The sequence below is a fragment of the Pseudochelatococcus sp. genome, assembly GCF_050946405.1.
Lineage (GTDB): Bacteria > Pseudomonadota > Alphaproteobacteria > Rhizobiales > Beijerinckiaceae > Pseudochelatococcus.
The window spans coordinates 225802-243838 of sequence record NZ_JBMNUS010000003.1 but is presented as its reverse complement, the minus strand read 5'-3'; the positions used below and the strand labels follow the sequence as shown (position 1 = coordinate 243838).

The 18037-nt window shown below is 66.0% G+C and carries 14 protein-coding genes; 11 read left to right on the top strand and 3 right to left on the bottom strand.

Going from position 1 to position 18037, the window contains the following annotated elements; all coding sequences use genetic code 11:
- Positions 1–5: 5 nt before the first annotated feature.
- Positions 6–872 carry a phytoene/squalene synthase family protein gene (locus tag ACOYJQ_RS07465; RefSeq protein WP_433457409.1) on the top strand — a complete coding sequence of 289 codons (867 nt, stop codon included), beginning with the start codon at positions 6–8 and terminating at the stop codon, positions 870–872.
- Between the two features lie 108 nt (positions 873–980).
- On the opposite strand, the gene trmFO is transcribed toward ACOYJQ_RS07465, so the two are convergent.
- The 3 genes from trmFO to uvrA form a co-directional block, all read right to left on the bottom strand.
- Entirely contained in the window at positions 981–2414 is a 1434-nt protein-coding gene (gene trmFO / locus ACOYJQ_RS07460; protein WP_433457408.1) for a methylenetetrahydrofolate--tRNA-(uracil(54)-C(5))-methyltransferase (FADH(2)-oxidizing) TrmFO, read from the bottom strand.
- Positions 2415–2585: 171 nt separating this feature from the next.
- Positions 2586–2741, bottom strand: a complete 156-nt coding sequence (locus tag ACOYJQ_RS07455; RefSeq protein ID WP_433457407.1) for a DUF1127 domain-containing protein — start codon at positions 2739–2741, stop codon at positions 2586–2588.
- A gap of 205 nt (positions 2742–2946) precedes the next feature.
- A complete protein-coding gene (gene uvrA, locus ACOYJQ_RS07450) occupies positions 2947–5877 on the bottom strand; it encodes an excinuclease ABC subunit UvrA (protein ID WP_433457406.1) in 2931 nt (976 codons plus the stop codon).
- A 340-nt stretch (positions 5878–6217) separates the two neighbouring features.
- Between uvrA and ssb the strand changes: the two genes are divergently transcribed.
- The 10 genes from ssb to grpE all read left to right on the top strand — a co-directional run bounded on the left by ssb (position 6218) and on the right by grpE (position 17888).
- Positions 6218–6745: a single-stranded DNA-binding protein gene (gene ssb, locus ACOYJQ_RS07445; RefSeq protein WP_433457405.1), complete on the top strand. Its 528-nt coding sequence runs from the start codon at positions 6218–6220 to the stop codon at positions 6743–6745.
- A 331-nt stretch (positions 6746–7076) separates the two neighbouring features.
- Positions 7077–8516 carry an alkaline phosphatase gene (locus ACOYJQ_RS07440; protein ID WP_433457404.1) on the top strand — a complete coding sequence of 480 codons (1440 nt, stop codon included), beginning with the start codon at positions 7077–7079 and terminating at the stop codon, positions 8514–8516.
- Between the two features lie 94 nt (positions 8517–8610).
- Positions 8611–9063 carry a hypothetical protein gene (locus tag ACOYJQ_RS07435; RefSeq protein ID WP_433457403.1) on the top strand — a complete coding sequence of 151 codons (453 nt, stop codon included), beginning with the start codon at positions 8611–8613 and terminating at the stop codon, positions 9061–9063.
- A 31-nt stretch (positions 9064–9094) separates the two neighbouring features.
- Positions 9095–9295 (top strand): hypothetical protein, encoded by a 201-nt coding sequence (locus ACOYJQ_RS07430; RefSeq protein WP_433457402.1) that lies wholly within the window; start codon positions 9095–9097, stop codon positions 9293–9295.
- A gap of 368 nt (positions 9296–9663) precedes the next feature.
- The gene (gene rpmI / locus ACOYJQ_RS07425; RefSeq protein WP_433457401.1) at positions 9664–9864 is read left to right on the top strand and encodes a 50S ribosomal protein L35; all 201 of its coding nucleotides are present in this window, start codon (positions 9664–9666) and stop codon (positions 9862–9864) included.
- 42 nt (positions 9865–9906) lie between these two features.
- Positions 9907–10272 carry a 50S ribosomal protein L20 gene (gene rplT, locus ACOYJQ_RS07420; protein WP_433457400.1) on the top strand — a complete coding sequence of 122 codons (366 nt, stop codon included), beginning with the start codon at positions 9907–9909 and terminating at the stop codon, positions 10270–10272.
- A gap of 206 nt (positions 10273–10478) precedes the next feature.
- Complete coding sequence (gene pheS, locus ACOYJQ_RS07415) at positions 10479–11561, top strand: phenylalanine--tRNA ligase subunit alpha (protein ID WP_433457399.1); 1083 nt, start codon at positions 10479–10481, stop codon at positions 11559–11561.
- A gap of 31 nt (positions 11562–11592) precedes the next feature.
- A complete protein-coding gene (gene pheT, locus ACOYJQ_RS07410; protein WP_433457398.1) occupies positions 11593–14016 on the top strand; it encodes a phenylalanine--tRNA ligase subunit beta in 2424 nt (807 codons plus the stop codon).
- Positions 14017–14210: 194 nt separating this feature from the next.
- Positions 14211–16979: a [protein-PII] uridylyltransferase gene (locus ACOYJQ_RS07405; protein WP_433457503.1), complete on the top strand. Its 2769-nt coding sequence runs from the start codon at positions 14211–14213 to the stop codon at positions 16977–16979.
- Between the two features lie 300 nt (positions 16980–17279).
- Positions 17280–17888, top strand: coding sequence for a nucleotide exchange factor GrpE (gene grpE / locus ACOYJQ_RS07400; RefSeq protein WP_433457397.1), 609 nt, complete (start codon positions 17280–17282; stop codon positions 17886–17888).
- Positions 17889–18037: the final 149 nt, after the last annotated feature.

Below are 18037 nucleotides of genomic sequence, written 5' to 3'. Positions count from 1 at the left end.
CGGTCATGGCACCCACCGTTTCCGCATCCGTCGCCGCCCATTGCGAGGCGCTCGTGCGCGCGCAGGACCCGGATCGCTACTGGGCCGGCCTGTTCGCGCCGCCGGACAAGCGGCCGTTCCTTTATGGGCTCTACGCCTTCAACCTCGAAATCGCCCGCGTGCGCGAATCGGTCAGCGCGCCGCTGCCCGGCGAAATCCGCCTGCAATGGTGGCGGGATGTGCTCGACGCGATCGACGGCGGCGCGCGCGGCGACCCGGTGAGCGAGGCGCTTGCCGCCGCCATCGCACGATTCTCGCTGCCGGTGCAGGCCTTCCACGACCTGATCGATGCGCGCGTCTTCGACCTCTACGAAGATCCCATGCCCTCGCTTGACGATCTGGAGGGCTATTGCGGCGAAACGTCATCGGTGCTGTTCCGTCTCGCGGGCATCGTGCTTGCGGACGGGCGCGACCCCGGCGGCGCGGACGCGGCGGGGCACGCGGGAGTCGCCTATGCGATTACCGGCCTGCTGCGGGCGCTGCCGTGGCATCTGCGGCGGGGGCAGGTTTTTCTGCCGGCGGATATCCTCGAGACGCACGGCATCACCCGCGCCATGCTGATGTCGCCGTCGCCGGACAGCCCCGCGCTGCGCTCGGCGCTCGCCGACATGCGGCGGATCGCCCGCGACCATTTCGCACAGGCGGAATCAGCCATCGCCGCCCTGTCGACCGAGGCGCGCGCGGCGCTCTTGCCGCTGGCGACCGTGCCCGGCTATCTCGCCCGCATGGAAAGGCGCGGCTACCAGCCCTCCCGCACGCTCATCGACCTGCCGCAATGGCGCCGGCAATGGGCCATCTGGCGCACGGCGGTGCGCTGGCGCCGACTGGTTTGACGCCAGAGCAGCTTGCGTTCAAGTCGATTGATCGATTTGAGCGCAAGTTGCGGTAAAATATAGAATCTAGAACGGCGTGACGATTCCGCTTGAATGCACGCCGCTCTATTATAGCGCCGCCAGCCAGGCGGTCATGTCCCGCCGCGCCCGCGCGGTGAGCGCGTGCTTGCGCGCAAGCGCCTTCGCCGAACCGCGCAGCCGCTTGCCGTCCTCTGACCGCAACGCCTCCGTGAGCGGGGGAAACAGGCCGAAATTGACGTTCATCGGCTGGAAGGAAGACGGCTTCGGCACAGACGCCCCGGCCTCGTCTTCATCCGCATCGCCATCGGCGACTTCCACGGAGACATGACCGCCGGTGATATAGTCGAGCAACGCGCCGATGGCGGTCGTGCGGGGCGGCAGGGGCAGGACGGCACCCGTCATGTCGGCGGCAGCGAAACGGCCGGCGATGAGTCCGATCGCGGCGCTTTCCACATATCCCTCGCAGCCCGTAATCTGCCCGGCGAAGCGCAGGCGCGGCAGCGCCTTCAGCCGCAGCGTGCGATCGAGCAGGCGCGGGGAGTTGATGAACGTATTGCGGTGCAGCCCCCCGAGACGCGCGAACTCGGCGTTTTCGAGACCGGGAATCATGCGCAGGATACGGGCCTGTTCGCCATACTTCAGCTTGGTCTGAAAGCCGACGATATTGTAAAGCGTCGCCGAGGCGTTGTCCTGGCGCAATTGCACGATGGCGTAGGGCTTCACGTCCGGGTTGTTCGGATCGGTCAGACCGACGGGCTTCATCGGCCCGAAGCGCAGCGTCTCGCGCCCGCGCTCGGCCATCACCTCGATCGGCAGGCAGGCGTTGAAATAGGGCGTGTTCTTCTCGAACTCACGAAAATCCGTCTTTTCGCCGGCGAGCAGCGCATCGACGAAAGCGTCGTACTGCTCCCGCGTCATCGGGCAGTTGAGATAATCCGCCCCGGTGCCGCCCGGTCCCGCCTTGTCGTAGCGCGACTGCGCCCAGACGATGCCGCGGTCGATGGTGTCGGCGTGGACGATCGGCGCAATCGCGTCGAAAAAGGCCAGCGATCCCTCGCCTGTGGCGGCCTGCACCGCTTCCGCCAGCGCCGGCGAGGTGAGGGGACCGGTGGCAATGATCGTCGCGCCCCAATCCTCGGGCGGCAGGCCCCTGATCTCTTCCCGCGCGATGGTGATGAGCGGATGCGACTCGATGGCCGCCGTCACCGATTGCGCAAAGCCCTCCCGGTCGACCGCGAGCGCTCCGCCCGCCGGCACCTGATGCGCGTCCGCGCGCGTCATGATCAGCGAGCCGAGCGCGCGCATCTCCTGATGCAGCAGGCCGACGGCGTTGGTTGACGCGTCATCCGAGCGGAAGGAATTGGAGCAGACCAGTTCGGCCAGCGCGGCGGTCTTGTGGGCGGGCGAGATATTGCCAGGGCGCATCTCATGCAGCACGACGGGCACGCCCTGCGCGGCGATCTGCCACGCTGCCTCGCTCCCCGCGAGGCCCCCGCCGATGATGTGAACCGGATTCGTCATCCGGGATTTGTGTCGCGCCGCGAGGCAAGCGTCAAGCGGGGCCTGCGGAAGAATCGCCCGGAAGAATCGCCAAAGCAAAACGCCCGCCTGAGCACAGGGCGGGCGTTCTACCGGGGACGATGCGATTTGCGCATCGCGCATTCCTGCGTCACGCTTGCGCGTGCGCGGATGTCAGGCATTGGAATACTTCTTGGCGACGTAGGGGATTTCCCAACGCGACAGGCCGACATCGTTCAGCTCGCGATCCGAAAGCTGCGACAGCTCGCGCACGGTTTCGCGATAGAGGCGCCAGGCCCGGATTTTGGACAGAATATAAGAAACGATCATCACACTCTCCTGATGCAGTCTCGCGGAAGGAACGAACCCTCTGCGTTATTGCGATGCAATATACGTCATCGCCGCATGATGAGAGAGGGGGCAATCGGAAGATCTGTCAGGCATAGAATGCATGGCTTGAGGGCATATTTTTCACGTTTTGCCCACAATTATGGCAAAATCGAGGATAGTTTCAGACGCAAGCATTGCGCTGACATCATTCCGCCGCCTCTGTGCGTTTGCGAAGAGGACGGCGGGCGAGCACTTCCCGCAGGAAGCGGCCGGTATGGCTCGCCTCGTCGCCCGCGATCGCTTCCGGCGTGCCCTGCGCGACGATGGCGCCGCCGCCGTCGCCGCCTTCGGGCCCCATGTCGATCACCCAATCGGCCGTCTTGATGACCTCCAGATTGTGCTCGATCACGACGACCGTGTTGCCCTGTTCGACAAGCTCATGCAGCACTTCGAGCAGCTTGGCGACATCGTGGAAATGCAGGCCGGTGGTCGGCTCGTCGAGAATATAGAGTGTGCGGCCGGTCGCGCGTTTCGACAGCTCCTTGGAGAGCTTGACGCGCTGGGCCTCGCCGCCCGACAGCGTGGTCGCCGGCTGGCCGACTTTCACGTAGCCGAGCCCGACGCGCGAGAGCGTCTGCAAGCGGTCACGAATCGCCGGCACCGCCTTGAAAAGCTCGAGCCCCTCGTCCACCGTCATGTCGAGCACGTCGGCGATGGACCGGTCGCGATATTTTACTTCCAGCGTCTCGCGCTCGTAGCGCTTGCCCTTGCAGACATCGCAGGTGACGTAGACATCGGGCAGGAAATGCATCTCGATCTTGATGACGCCGTCGCCCTGGCACGCCTCGCAGCGCCCGCCCTTGACGTTGAAGGAGAAGCGACCCGGCTGATAGCCGCGCGCCTTCGCCTCCGGCAGGCCGGCGAACCATTCGCGAATGGGGGTGAAGGCGCCCGTGTAGGTCGCCGGATTGGAGCGCGGCGTGCGGCCGATGGGCGACTGGTCGATGTCGATCACCTTGTCCAGATGCTCAAGCCCTTCGATGGCGTCGAACGGAGCGGGATGCGCGACCGCGCCGTTCAGTTGCCGGGCCGCCGCCTGATAGAGCGTGTCGATGACCAGCGTCGATTTGCCGCCGCCCGAGACACCGGAGACGCAGACGAAGCAGCCGAGCGGGAAGGAAGCCGTGACATCGCGCAGGTTGTTGCCGCGCGCGCCCTTGAGCGTCAGCATGCGGCTCTTCTGCGGCTTGCGGCGTTTTTCCGGCAGCGGCACGGAGAGTTCGCCGGTCAGGTATTTCGCGGTGAGCGAATCGGGACTTTTGAGCAATTCCGCCGGCGTGCCCTGCGCCACGATGCGCCCGCCGTGCACGCCCGCGCCCGGTCCGACATCGACGACGTAATCCGCTTGCAGGATGGCGTCTTCGTCGTGCTCGACGACGATCACGGTGTTGCCGAGGTCGCGCAGGCGCTTCAGCGTTTGCAGCAGCCGTTCGTTGTCGCGCTGGTGCAGGCCGATGGACGGCTCGTCCAGCACATAGAGCACGCCCGTGAGGCCCGATCCGATCTGCGAGGCGAGGCGGATGCGCTGGCTCTCGCCGCCCGACAGCGTGCCCGAGGCGCGTGCGAGCGTGAGGTACTCCAACCCCACATCGAGCAGGAAGGTCAACCGCTCGCGGATTTCCTTCAGGATGCGGTAGGCGATGGCGTTCTGCTGTTCCGTGAGCGTCGCCGGCACCGCCTCGAACCAGTCGCGCGCTTCGCGCACCGACAATTGCGATACCTCGCCGATATGCTTGCCCGCGATCTTCACCGCCAGCGACTCGGGCTTGAGGCGGAAGCCGCCGCAGGCCGCGCACGGCGTCTCCGACATGAAGCGGGCGATGTCCTCGCGCGCCCATTCGCTGTCCGTCTCCTTGAAACGGCGTTCGAGATTCGGAATGACGCCCTCGAACGGCTTGTCGACCTCGTAGCTGCGGCTGCCGTCCGCATAGAGAATGCGCACCTTCTGCCGCCCGGTTCCGTAGAGAATGGCGTTGCGCAGCGCCTCGGACAGTTCCGACCATTTCGTCGCCATGCCCTCGCCGAAATGGGCCGAGAGCGCATCGAGCGTCTGGGCGTAATAGGGCGAGGTCGATTTCGCCCACGGCGCGACGGCCCCGTCGCGCAGGGTGCGGCCGGGATCCGGCACGACGAGCGCAGGCGACACGTGCATCTCGCGCCCGAGGCCGTCGCACACCGGACATGCGCCATAGGGGTTGTTGAACGAGAACAGCCGCGGCTCGATCTCGGGGATCGTGAAGCCGGAAACGGGGCAGGCGAATTTGGACGACAGGATGAGACGGCGCGGCGCCCCGGCGTCGTCCGTCTCGTCGGCGAATTCCGCGACGGCGATACCGTCCGCGAGATCGAGCGCCGTCTCGAGCGATTCGGACAGGCGCGCGGCCATGTCGGCACGCACCACCAGACGATCGACCACGACGTCGATGTCGTGCTTGAGCTTCTTGTCGAGCGCGGGCGCATCCGCGATTTCATGAAACGTGCCGTCGATCTTGACGCGCTGGAAGCCGCGCTTCAGGAACTCGGCCAGCTCCTTGCGGTACTCGCCCTTGCGCCCGCGCACGACCGGCGCAAGCAGATAGAAGCGCGTCTTCGCCGGCAGCGCGAGGATGCGGTCGACCATCTGGCTCACCGTCTGGCTCTCGATCGGCAGGCCGGTGGCGGGCGAATAGGGCACGCCCGCCCGCGCCCACAGCAGGCGCATATAGTCGTAGATTTCCGTCACCGTGCCGACGGTGGAGCGCGGATTGCGCGATGTCGTCTTCTGCTCGATCGAGATGGCCGGCGACAGACCGTCGATCTGGTCGACATCCGGCTTCTGCATCATCTCCAGGAACTGGCGCGCATAAGCCGACAGCGATTCGACATAACGGCGCTGCCCCTCGGCATAGATGGTGTCGAACGCCAGCGACGATTTGCCCGAGCCCGACAAACCGGTAAACACCACGAGCCTGTCGCGCGGGATGGTCAGATCCACATTCTTCAGGTTGTGCTCGCGCGCGCCGCGGATGCTGATCACGTGACGCGAGGCGGCGGCCGGCGGGGCGGAGCCGTCGAAAAGATCGTCAAGAGAAGGCATCAGCCGGCATCCGGTCGCTGGAGGAAGCGCGCCGGGCCATCGCCCCGGAAAAGCGCCGCGGGAAGATCGGTCATATCGGTATCCGTCGTTCGGGCTCGTTTCATTGCAGCGTGTGCGCTCGCCGAAAAGCGATCTTGCATTCAGTGTCGCATTGCATTAGGAACGTTTCAAGAACAATTTTTGCGTCTCATACAATGCAGGCCATCGGGACAGCCGGGCGTTGCGCGCGGGCGTTTTCAGGGCATAAGCGCTTGCGGGCCGGGCGTCGACGCTGGCCGTGGGGACGGATTGGCGTATTGTCCGGGTTCGCGAGCGACACCCGCAGCAGGAGGATATCGTTATGGCAGGCAGCGTGAACAAGGTCATTCTGGTCGGCAACCTCGGGCGCGACCCGGAGGTCCGGCGTCTCAATTCGGGAGAGCCGGTCGCGAGCCTGCGCATCGCCACGTCGGAGAGCTGGCGCGACAAGGCGACGGGCGAGCGCCGCGAGCGGACCGAGTGGCACAACGTCGTGATCTTCAACGAAAACCTCGCGCGCATCGCCGAACAATATCTGCGCAAGGGCACGAAGGTCTACGTCGAAGGCCAGTTGCAGACGCGCAAGTATCAGGACAAGGACGGCCATGAGCGCTACACGACGGAGGTGGTGCTGCAACGCTTCCGCGGTGAACTGACGATTCTCGACAGCCGCGGCGGCGAGGAAGGCGCGGGCGCCGGCTACGGCAGCGGCAGCGGCAGCTTCGCGGGCGCCGAGCCGTCACGCCCGGCTGTCAGCGACAGGTCGTCGGGCTCGGGCAGCGCCGGCGGTTTCGGCGGCGGCGGGCAATCGGGTTACGCCGGCGATCTCGACGACGACATCCCGTTCTAAGCAACCGGCCACCGCTGACGCAGCCCGGATACGACCGGGCTGCGCATACGACGTGGCGCTGCATGGAAGCCGCGCATCAGGTTTCCTGGCGTCTTGATTTTGCAGCGTCGTCTTGATTTTGCGGCGTCCCGGTTCCATGGCATTTTGGTTCCATAACGTGCATTATCGGATTCGCGTGTAAGGGCGTGTGTCCGGCATGCCGCTTTCGGACGAGTCGCAGATTCGGGAAATCGCAGTCCGCCGATCGTGTTCGGCTGTCGCCTGAATGAAATGTTATTACGATACGTATCTCCGCGCGACGCAACCGCCGTCCCATACGTGGAGACCGATCATGTCCCTTCTCAAAAAAATCGCCCTTAACCTTGCGCTCGCCTCGGCGCTTGTTTCTCCCGCCCTTGCGCAGGCCCCGCAGGCGAAGAACGTGATCGTGCTGATCACCGACGGCGCGGGCATCGAGACCTGGCGCGCGGCCAGCTTCTTCCGCCATGGCGCTCTCGGCCACGAGGCCTATGACGATTTCGACGTCAAGGTCTTTGCCTCGACCTATCCGCTCAACACGTCCAACGAGCCGACCAACACCAACGAGGGTTCGGTCACTTTCGATCCGGCGAAGCTGTGGGATGCGACGAAGGTCGATACCGTGTTCGAGGGCACCATCGGCAATTTTCCCGGCTTCTTCGCGGGCTATGACTACAGCCGCGCGGATTACACGGACAGCGCCGCCGCCGCGACCGCGCTCGCTTCCGGCACCAAGAGCTACAACAACGCCATCAACTGGTCGAACAATGGCGAGAAACTGAAGCATATCGGCGAGTACACGGTCGAAACCGGCCGCGCGCTCGGCGTCGTTTCCTCCGTCGAATGGTCGCACGCGACCCCCGCCGGCTTCCTGGCCCATAACGTCAGCCGCAACGACTATGTCGGCATCGGCACGGAGGTCGTGAACAGCGGCCTCGCCACCGTGGTGTTCGGCACCGGGCATCCCCATTACAAGGGCGACGGCAGCTATGTCGAAAAGCCCGACGACAAGGCGTTCCGCTTCGTCGGCGGCCGCGAGACGTGGGAGCGCCTGACCTCCGGCAAGACCGACTATGCCCACATCGAGAAGAAGGCCGATTTCGAGGCGCTCGCCAAGGGCGACATCGACCTCAAGGGCAAGTCCAGGGTGATCGGCACGGCCCAGAACATCCAGACGCTCCAGTTCAACCGTCCGGGCGTCACCGCCGGCAACCTGCTCGACAACACGCCCGACCTCAAGACGCTGACGAAGGCCGCCATCAACGTTCTTGAAAAGAACGACAAGGGCTTCTTCCTGATGGTCGAGGGCGGCGCCGTCGACTGGGCCGCGCATGCCAACAACCTGCCGCGCCTCATCGAGGAGCAGATCGATTTCAACGAGGCCGTCGAGGCCGTCGTCGATTGGGTCGAGAACAAGAGCTCGTGGGACGAGACGCTGGTGATCGTCACCACCGACCACGGCAACGGCCTGTTGCAGGGGCCTGACTCCAACGTCAACGCCTACAGCCCCGTCGTCAACCAGGGCGCGGGCGCGCTGCCGCTGGTGCGCTGGCACACCGACACCCATACGCGCGAACTCGTGCCGGTCTACGCTCACGGCGTCGGCGCGGACTACTTCACGAAGAACGCGCAGAAGGATCCCGGCCTCGCCACCTACGGTGTGCCGGAGGAGAACCGCGTCTACGTCGACAACACCGACGTGTTCCGCGCCGCCGCCCATGCCTTCGGCATCGAAGTGCCCGCCAAGAACTGAGCCGCGCACGCCGACATTCCCGGAGGGCCGGCGCGCCGGCCCTCCACCGATTCCCGAGCCGTCGAGGCTCTTTCCTCTTCCCCGGAGGCCGGTCATGTTCCTGCGCCGCGTATTTCTCGCCAGCGCCCTGCTCTTCTCCGCCGTCTGCGCGCCCGCTCATGCGCTTGACGCGACGAAACCGACAACGGAAAGCGGCAAGGCGTGGGCCACCGTCCGCAAGGCCGTCAGGCAGGGCGACGTCGTATCGGTCGAACTGCGCTTCGAGACCGATTATGAGGGCTACTCGGGCGAGACGATCTACGAAAAACCCGCCGACGACGCCATCTATCTCACGGCAGGCGGCAAGCGTTTCCCGCTGCTGCAAGAGGACGGCAAGCTCGCCGCGCCGGCGGAGCTCAAGCTCAAGTTCAACTACGATCCCGGCAAGAACCCGCGCGTCGGCGACTGGAAGGCGCGCTTCTCCGCGCCGCCGGCCGATGCGGCGGACGTCATGCTGACGCTTCCCAAGGTCGCGCCGATCGGGCCGATCACGATCAGGGAACAATAAGGGCCATCGGCCCGCGAACCGGAGGCCCGTCATGAGCAACACCGAACGCAGCAAGACCTTTCGCGCGCAAGGCGACACCGGCGTCGTCTACACCGTCGTCGAGACGCACGCCGTCACCGACGCCGGCGAGAAGCTGACCACCTATGCCCTTGCCGATGGCCGCAAGGTGGAGAAGGTCGGCGACGAGCAGTTCGAGATCGTCGAGACGAAAGAGCTGATCACCTGGATCTGACGCCGCACGGCCGAACGGATCGATCCTCTCGCACGGATCGATCCTCTCGCCATGCCTCGGGCCGAAAAGTGCGCGCATTTTTCGGCCCGTCGTGCTTATCATTCCGAGCGAATATTTACCGATCGGATGATTCCCATTCAATCGGAACGCGCTGCGGGGCAACACGCCCCCTCGCCTCACCGCCGCCGGCGCTTTCCGCCCGCGGGCGTGATGCTCTTGCGCGAACGACAACAATCTGACATAAACCCCGCTTCATCAGAGTCGCCCGGCTAAAGGGCTGCCGTGGCGGCTCGGTGTGCTTTCGAGCAACATCATGCCGGCACACCCTCGCCCGCGCGGGGAGAGCCGGCTTTACGAAAGGAAGCCAAATGCCCAAGCTGAAGACAAAATCGGGCGCGAAAAAGCGCTTCAAGATCACCGGCACCGGCAAGGTCGTCGCGGCCCAGGCGGGCAAGCGTCACGGCATGATCAAGCGGACCAAGAAGTTCATCCGCAACCAGCGCGGCACCATGACCCTCTTCGAGGGCGATGCCAGGAACGTGAAGCAGTACTTCCTGCCCAACGGCTGAACCTTTATCCGTTTCCACCCGGTATTTTGAGGAGCCAGAACGATGGCCCGCGTCAAACGGGGCGTTACCGCCCACGCCAAGCACAAGAAGGTTCTCAAGGCGGCCAAGGGCTTTTACGGCCGCCGCAAGAACACCATCCGCACCGCAAAGGCCGCCGTCGACCGGTCGATGCAGTACAACTACCGCGACCGCAAGGTGAAGAAGCGCACGTTCCGCGCGCTCTGGATCCAGCGCCTCAACGCGGCGGTGCGTGAATACGGCCTGACCTACAGCCGATTTATCGACGGTCTCGGCAAGGCGGGCGTCGATGTCGACCGCAAGGTGCTGTCCGATCTCGCGATCCGCGAGCCGGAGGCTTTCCGCGCGATCGTGGAGAAGGCGAAGTCGGCGCTTCCCGCCGCGGCCTGATCATCCGATGCAGAAGGGCCGGGCATTCCGCATGTCCGGCCCGCCCCCTTTCCGGGATCGATCCAGCGTGAACGCGGCGGCGCCGTGAAACGCATCGATGTGGCCGGAAGGGCTTGACGGTTCCCCGGTCATTGCCGACAAGCGGATAGCCTGCGCCTCCCGGCGCACCGCAGGCAACCTGCGCCATCCGGCGCGCCGAGGAACAGATGTCCGATATTGCCAATCTCGAAAATTCGCTGATCGAAGCCGTCAACGCCGCAGCCGACGAAGCGGCGCTTGAGACCGTGCGCGTCGCCGCACTCGGCAAGAAGGGCTCGGTGTCCGAGCTTCTCAAGACGCTGGGCGGCATGAGCCCGGAGGAGCGCAAGGAACGCGGCCCGCTCATCAACGGCCTGCGCGACCGTGTGGCCGCGGCGCTGGCCGCCCGCAAGACGGTCCTGGCGGAAGAGGCGCTCAACGCCCGTCTGGCGCAGGAGCGCGCCGACGTGACGCTGCCGGTGCAGGAAGGCCCCCAGACGCGCGGGCGCATCCATCCCATCAGCCAGGTCATCGACGAACTGACGGCGATCTTCGCCGACATGGGCTTTTCGATCGCCGAAGGGCCGGATGTCGAAACCGATTTCTACAACTTCACCGCGCTGAACTTCCCGGAAGGGCACCCGGCGCGCGAGATGCACGACACGTTCTTCTTCGCGCCGGACGAGAAGGGCGAACGCAAGGTGCTGCGCACGCACACGAGCCCGGTGCAGGTGCGCACCATGCAGGGCGCAAAGCCGCCGATCCGCGTCATCTGCCCCGGCCGCACCTATCGCTGCGATTCGGACCAGACGCATACGCCGATGTTCCATCAGGTCGAGGGGCTCGTCATCGACCGTTCGGCCCATTTCGGGCATCTGAAGTGGATTCTGGAGGAATTCTGCAAGGCGTTCTTCGAGGTGCCGAACGTGAAGATGCGCTTCCGCCCCTCGTTCTTCCCGTTCACGGAGCCGTCCGCGGAGGTGGATATCCAGTGCGCGCGCAAGGGCGGCGACATCCGCTTCGGCGAGGGCGAGGACTGGCTGGAGATTCTGGGCTGCGGCATGGTGCACCCCAACGTGCTGCGCAATGTCGGGCTCGATCCCGACGAGTATCAGGGCTTTGCGTGGGGCATGGGCATCGACCGCATCGCCATGCTGAAATACGGCATGCCGGATTTGCGCCCGTTCTTCGAGGCCGATGTGCGCTGGCTGTCGCATTACGGCTTCCGCCCCCTCGACATGCCCTCGCTCGCGGGCGGCCTGAGCGTCTGATCCGCATATTCCAGAGAAAGAAGCAACGGCAATGAAGTTCACTCTCTCCTGGCTCAAGGATCACCTGGCGACGGAAGCCTCGCTCGACGACATCCTCGACGCCCTCAACCGCATCGGCCTTGAGGTCGAAGGCGTCGAGGACAAGGCGCAGGATCTCGCCGCCTTCCGCATCGCGCGCATCGTCACGGCGGAGCAGCACCCCAACGCCGACCGGCTGCGCGTCTGTTCCGTCGACACCGGCGAGGATGCCCCGGTTCAGGTGGTGTGCGGCGCGCCGAACGCGCGCGCCGGCCTCACGACGGTGTTCGCGCCGCCGGGCAGCTACATTCCGGCCAGGGACATCACCATTTCGGTCGGCGCCATTCGCGGCGTCGAAAGCAGGGGCATGATGTGCTCGCCGGAGGAACTCGGCCTGCCCGGCGATGCCGACGGCATTTTCGAGCTGCCGGACGATGCGCCGGTCGGCGCGCCCTATGCCGTATGGGCGGGGCTCGACGATCCGGTGATCGACATCGCCGTCACGCCCAACCGCGCCGATGCGCTGGGCGTCGCCGGCGTCGCGCGCGATCTCGCGGCGGCGGGGCTCGGCACGCTGATCTCGCCGGCTGTGACGCCGGTCGCCGGCGAAGGCGCGAGCCCGGTCCGGGTCATCCGCGATCTCGCGCCCGGCGACGAGAAGCTCAATCCCGCCTTCGCGCTGCGGCGCGTCACGGGGGTGAGGAACGGCCCCTCCCCGGCCTGGCTGCAAAAGCGGCTGACCGCCATCGGGCTGCGGCCGATCAACGTGCTGGTCGACATCACCAACTACATCACCTTCGATCGCGGCCGCCCGCTGCATGTGTTCGACGCCGGCAAGGTGAAGGGCGATCTCGTCATCCGCCGCGCCCGAAAGGGCGAGGAACTGCTGGCGCTCGACGGCAAGACATATGCGCTCGACGAAAGCCATGTCGTCATCGCCGACGACAACGGCCCCGAGTCGCTTGCGGGCATCATGGGCGGCGAGCATTCGGGCTGCGACGAGACGACGACCGACGTGCTGATCGAATCGGCGCTGTGGGACGAACTCACCATCGCCCGCACGGGCCGCGATCTCGGCGTCGTCACCGATGCGCGCTATCGCTTCGAGCGCGGCGTCGATCCCGCGTTCACCGTGCCGGGGCTGGAACTCGCCACGCGCATGGTGCTGGAGCTTGCCGGCGGCGCGCCGTCCGAGGTCAAGCTCGCCGGCGCGGTGCCGGATGCGGCGCGCACCATCGCCCTGCCCTGGGCGGAGGTGAAGCGCCTGACCGGGCTCGACGTCTCCCGCGAGCGGGCGCGCGCCATTCTCGTCTCGCTGGGCTTTTCCGTCGCCGGCGAAGGCGAGGCGGCCGATGTTACGCGGCCGTCGTGGCGCGCCGACATCGAGGGCAAGGCCGATCTCGTGGAAGAGATCCTGCGCATCGCCGGCATCGACAACGTGGTCTCGACGCCGCTGCCGCGCATCGATCCCGGTGTCGTCAAACCGGTGCTGACGCTGTTGCAGAAGCGCACGCGCCTGGCGCGGCGTCTCTATGCCGCGCGCGGGCTGGTCGAGGCCGTCACCTGGTCCTTCGTCAGCAAGGCGGAGGCGGAGCTTTTCGGCGGCGGCGATCCGCGCCTCGCGCTCGCCAACCCGATCGCGGCCGATCTGTCGGACATGCGCCCCAGCCTGCTTCCGGGCCTGATCCGCGCGGCGCAGCGCAATGCCGACCGTGGTCTCGGCGATGTCGCCCTGTTCGAGGTGGGGCAGGTGTTCGCCGACGACACGCCCGAGGGCCAGTCCATCAGCGCGGTGGCGCTGCGCCGCGGTTCCGCCCACGCGGAGAGCGTCGGCAAGCACTGGGACGGCCGCGGCGCCAGCGTCGATGTCTTCGACGCCAAGGCGGACGCCTTCGCCCTGCTCGCGGCGCTGGGCATCGCCACGGCCGGCGTGCAGATCGTGCCCGGCGGCCCGGCGTGGTTCCATCCCGGCCGCTCCGCGACCCTGCAATTCGGGCCGAAGGCCGTCATCGGCGCGTTCGGCGAATTGCATCCCAGGGTGTTGCAGGCGCTCGACGCGAAGGGGCCGCTCGCGGTGGCCGAAATCGCGCTTGACCGCCTGCCCGCTCCCAAGGAGCGCCCGACGAAGGCGCGGCCGAAGCTCGCGCTATCGGAATTCCAGCCGCTCAACCGCGATTTCGCCTTCGTGGTCGGTGCAACGGTGCCGGCGGGCGATATGGTCAAGGCTATTCAGGGCGCGGAACGGACGCTGATATCGGACATCCGCGTGTTCGACCTCTACGAGGGGCCCGGCGTGGAAGCGGGCAAGAAGTCCGTCGCCATCGCCGTCACCTTGCAGCCCACCGGCAAGACGCTGACGGAGGCCGAAATCGAGGCCGTGTCGCAGCGCATTGTAGAGGCAGTTGCCAAAAAAACCGGCGCCGTTCTGCGCGGATAGAGCGGTTTGCGTTCAAGCCGATCCGTCGAATTGAACGCAAGTTGCGATAAAACTATGGAGTTGAGAGCAGGATGGCGATTCAGCCTGATCGCATCCCGCTCCAGCCCTTTCGCCGGCGCCGGCGGAGTGACACACCGGGAAAAGGCCATGATTCCGCCGGCCTTTTCCCATCCCGCCGGAGACAGATGAGGCCGATGAACACGCCGCGCGCCGCCGCCCACGAAACGAAAGCCGTCGCGCAATTGCCGCTGCGGCTTGCGGAGATCGAGGAGCGTCATCGTGACGGCGAGCGCCCGGCGCTGCGGGCCGCGCTGCTGGACCTGCTGCGCCGGACCCTCGACGAGGGCCGCGCCGAGATCGAGGCGACGCTGATGCAGGACCAGAACGGTCTCGGCTGCGCGCGCCGGCTGTCGCGCCTGACGGACGCCGTGGTGCGCGCCATCCATGCGGTGACGGTGCGCCATTTTCACCATATCGGCAATCCGTCGATGGGCGAGCATCTGGCGGTGGTGGCGGTGGGCGGCTACGGACGCGGCACGATGGCGCCGCATTCGGACGTCGATCTGCTGTTCCTGCTGCCCTACAAGCAAACGGCCTGGAGCGAGAGCGTCGTCGAGACGATGCTGTATATCCTCTGGGATCTGAAGCTGAAGATCGGCCATGCCACCCGCTCCGTGGACGAGTCGCTGCACGAGGCGCGAGGCGACATGACCATCCGCACCTCGCTGCTGGAGATGCGCTTTCTGGCCGGCGAGCGGGCGCTCGTCGACGAATTGACGCGCCGCTTCACGGATGGCGTCGTGGCCGGCACGGAACAGGAGTTCGTCGCGGCCAAGCTCGCCGAGCGCGATGCGCGCCTCGCCCGCGCCGGTGCGTCGCGCTATGTGGTGGAGCCCAACGTCAAGGAAGGCAAGGGCGGGCAGCGCGATCTCAACACGCTGCTGTGGCTGGCGCAATACGTCTACGGCGCGCGCACGCCGGATACGCTGGTCAAGGCGGGGCTGTTCGACAACGCGGAGGCGGCCATGTTCCGCCGCTGCACCGAGTTTCTGTGGCGTGTGCGCTGCCATATGCATTTCGCCGCCGGGCGGGCGGAGGAGCGGCTGTCGTTTGGCCTGCAACCCACCGTGTGCGAGCGCATCGGCTATGCGCCCCGCGACGGCATGTCGTCGGTCGAGCGTTTCATGAAGCGCTATTTCCTCGTCGCGAAGGATGTCGGCGATCTCACGGCGGTGGTCTGCGCCGCGCTGGAGGAGCGTCACGCCAAGCCCGAGCCGGTGCTCGACCGCTTCATGCGCCGCCTGCGCCATCCGCGCGGCGCGCGGCTGGGCGCCGAAGGGTTTCGCGTCGACAACAACCGCATCACCATCACGGGCGACGACGTGTTCAGCCGCGATCCGGTCAACCTGATCCGCCTGTTCCAGCTCTCCGACCGGCATTCCCTCGCCATCCATCCCGACGCCACGCAGCTCGCGCGCCGCTCGCTCAAGCTGATCGACGCCTCGGTGCGTGAGTCGCCGGAGGCCAACCGGCTGTTTCTCGACATCCTGACCTCGCGCAACGCGCCCGAAACGGTCCTGCGGCTGATGAACGAAGCCGGGGTGCTCGGCCGTTTCATCCCCGATTTCGGCCGCATCGTCGCGCTGATGCAGTTCAACATGTACCATCACTATACGGTGGACGAGCACCTCATCCGCACGCTCGGCGTGCTGGCGCGGATCGACGCGGACGAGATGGAGGGCGAGCATCCGCTCTCGCACCAGATCATCCACACCATCCAGCACCGGCGCGCGCTCTACGTCGCCGCGTTCCTGCACGATGTCGCCAAGGGGCGGCCGGAGGACCACTCCATGGCGGGCGCGAAGATCGCGCGCACGCTGGGGCCGCGCCTGGGGCTCGACGCCGCCGAGACGGAGACCGTGGCCTGGCTGATCGAGAATCACCTCGTCATGTCGAATTTCGCGCAAAGCCGCGATCTGGCGGACCCCGAAACGATCCGCACCTTCGCCGCCGGCGTGCAGACGCTGGAACGGCTCAAGCTGCTGTTGCTACTCACCGTCTGCGACATCAAGGCGGTGGGGCCGGGCGTGTGGAACGGCTGGAAAGGCGAACTGCTGCGCACGCTCTATTATGAGACCGAGCCGCAGCTTACCGGCGGCCATTCGGCCATTTCCTCCCACCAGCGCGTCGCGCACGCGCAGGCCGAATTGCGGCGTGCGCTGGAAGATTGGGACGACGCCGCATTCGACGCCTACAAGGCACGCCACTATCCGCCCTACTGGCTGAAGGTCGACGTCTCGCGCAAGATCAAGCACGCCCGCTTTATTCGCGATACGGAGGCGTCGGGGCAGACGCTCGCCGTCGCCGCCGAGACGAACCGGTTCCGGGGCGTCACGGAGCTGACGGTGCTCGCGCCCGACCATCCCCGCCTGCTGGCGGTGATGACGGGAGCCTGCGCGGCCGCGGGCGCCAACATCGCGGATGCGCAGATTTTCACCACCACCGACGGTCTCGCGCTCGACGACCTCTACCTGACGCGTGCGTTCGACGACGACGACGATGAATTGCGCCGCGCGCAGAAAATCGCCCGCACCATCGAAAGCGCCCTGAAAGGGCAGTTGAACATCGCTCATGTGGTGAGAGAGCGCCGCCCGCGCACACCCAAGCGCCCCTTCACGGTGCCCACGGAAGTCATCATCGACAACAGCCTGTCGAAAAACTACACCGTGCTCGAAATCTCCGGCCTCGATCGGCCGGGCCTTCTCTACGACCTTACCGCGGCGCTCGGCGGTCTGAGCCTGAACATCGGATCGGCGCACATCGCGACCTTCGGCGAAAAGGCGGTCGACGCGTTCTACGTCACCGATCTTCTCGGCGCCAAGATCAGCCTGCCCGCCAAACAGGAGGCGGTGCGCGCAGCGATCGTGGCCGTATTCGACGGAGCCGGGGACGGGCCGGCGTGATCCGGCCGGCCTCAGGCGGATTTTGTCGAGACGCCGCACGGGCTTCGGGGCGATGCCGCAACCGTTCCCGCTACCCGTCCCTTGCCCTTGATTTTCGTGTCGCACGAGATGATATCGTTGCCTGAAGCGCTTTCGGGATAAAGTGGTATTCGCTTTTCCGATTCGGAAGCGCGATAAACCTTGAGCCGGAGACTTCCGGCCGTGTCGATGACGACCGGCGGGAAGCGTTTCGGCGCTTTCCGTGCGAGCATTCGGAAAGTCCTCCGCTATTGGCCTTGTCACACCTGGTATTGATGGACCATGACACAGAACATCAACGAACCGTCTGCGGACGCAGCGATCCCCGGCGACGCCGCCGGCACAGAAACCGCTTCCGAGCAGACGATTGACGCCGGACAAATCGCCCGGTTCGAGGCGGAGAATGCGGATTTGAAGGACAAGCTTTTGCGCACGCTGGCGGAGATGGAGAACCTGCGCCGGCGCACCGAGCGCGAGGTCGCCGACGCGCGCGCCTACGGCATTACCTCTTTCGCCCGCGACGTTTTGAGCGTCTCCGACAACATTCGCCGCGCCCTCGAGGTCATTCCCGCCGATCAACGCGCCGCGGACGGGGCGCTGAAAGCCTTCGCCGAGGGTATCGAGCTGACCGACCGCGAATTGTTGAAAACACTCGCGCGCCACGGCGTGAAGGAAATTTCGCCGCAGGGCGAGAAGTTCGATCCCAATCTTCACCAGGCGATGTTCGAGGTGCCGGATGCATCGGTGCCCAACGGCACCGTCGTGCAGGTGGTGCAGACGGGGTTCACGATTGGCGAGCGCGTGCTCCGTCCCGCTCTCGTCGGCGTTTCCCGCGGCGGCGCAAAGACCGCGCCCTCGCCGACGCTGGATGACGATACGCCGGTCGTCTGACCGGACCCGCCCCGGCAAACACCGCGACCGATTCGCAAACGACCAATCCCGAACGATATCGGGGTTGGCTCGCCGCGATCGTCAGCGGCGAGACTGGCTCCAGAGCAACTTGCGTTCAAGCCGCTTCATCGACTTGAACGCAAGTTGCG